This window comes from Sphingobacterium sp. HSC-15S19 (assembly GCF_050433745.1).
GTDB lineage: Bacteria > Bacteroidota > Bacteroidia > Sphingobacteriales > Sphingobacteriaceae > Sphingobacterium > Sphingobacterium siyangense.
In genome coordinates this window covers 1-1,170 of the sequence record NZ_JBNPWQ010000106.1, presented here as the reverse complement: position 1 = coordinate 1,170, position 1,170 = coordinate 1, and the positions used below count along the sequence as shown (strand labels likewise).

Sequence of the window (1,170 nt, the reverse complement as noted above, 5' to 3'; positions counted from 1 at the left end):
GGCTATGACAACAATATGGATATGTAAAGTCCATTGAAAGGTACATTGATTCACAGAGCATTGCGTTACGGCTTTACATTTGGACTTTACATAATCGTTATTTCTTACCCAGCCCTTTCAGCCAAGTTATCAAGTTACTGTTATCGATCCATTCTCCGGTAACCTGGTTAGGTGTAAGGCATTCCGATGCCTGTTCTATAGCCTCTCTTTTCTGTTTTGAGTCGGCCCTTGCATATATCTCTGTGGTCTGGACCGAGGTATGCCCCAAAAGATCCCTTATCCAAACCAGATTTACACCAGATTGCAACAGGTGGATTGCGCGACTATGCCTTAACTGATGGCAACTGGTAACCTCGGGAATAAGATTAGAATCGTATATACGGGCCATATCTGCATATTTCTTTAAGATATAGGTTATACCGGCTCTGGTGAGTTTATTCCCCGCGCTATTACAAAAGATCGGTCTTTTTATATCAATCTCGTAGTCAACATTGTACCTTTCCATATACTTCTTGAGTATTACGACGACATGCTCAGAAAGCGGTACTATTCTCACTTTTCTTCCTTTTCCATATACCTTGATCGAGTATGGCTGATACTGTATTCGCATTGACTCTACCGTCAGGTCAGCCAGTTCCTGTACCCGACAACCTGTATCATACATCAAAGCAAGGACCGTAAGGTGTCTCAGCCCTTGATAAGATGCACTATCCGGTTGTTCAAGTAGAAGCTTTATTCCTTCTTTTGTAAAGTATACCGGGGTAGGATGTGCTTTTTTCAGATTTCCAATCTTCAGGACTTTTTGCCACTGATCCAGGTATTCGATGCTATCATACTGAAGATATGCTACAAAGGAATGTATCGCTGCCAATCTATTATTGCGCGTCGCAATACTGTTTCCCTGCCGCTCAATCAGCCATCGTAGATATTCAACCACATTATCCCTATTAATATCTGACAAAATCGCATTTTCAATCTTTATCTGTTTCTCATCCCTCAAGAAGGAAAAAAAGGAGACAAAACCATCGCGGTACGCGGATATGGTATTGGGGCTGACGTTTCGCTCGTGCGGAAGATACACACCAAGGAAACCTGTGATATATTTTGCTATGTTATTCGTTGCCATCTTTTTGGGGATATATAAATTCATTGAGGGAAATACACATTTCC

1 protein-coding gene is annotated in these 1,170 nt (G+C 41.5%); it reads right to left on the bottom strand.

All coding sequences use genetic code 11. The annotated features are described in order from the left end of the window. Positions 1-97: 97 nt before the first annotated feature. The gene (locus L1283_RS28515) at positions 98-1,126 is read right to left on the bottom strand and encodes a tyrosine-type recombinase/integrase (RefSeq protein ID WP_070568781.1); all 1,029 of its coding nucleotides are present in this window, start codon (positions 1,124-1,126) and stop codon (positions 98-100) included. Positions 1,127-1,170: the final 44 nt, after the last annotated feature.

Coding starts and splice junctions, on each gene's coding strand:
- L1283_RS28515 (WP_070568781.1), bottom strand. CDS start 1,126: ATGGCAACGAATAACATAGCAAAATATATCACAGGTTTCCTTGGTGTG.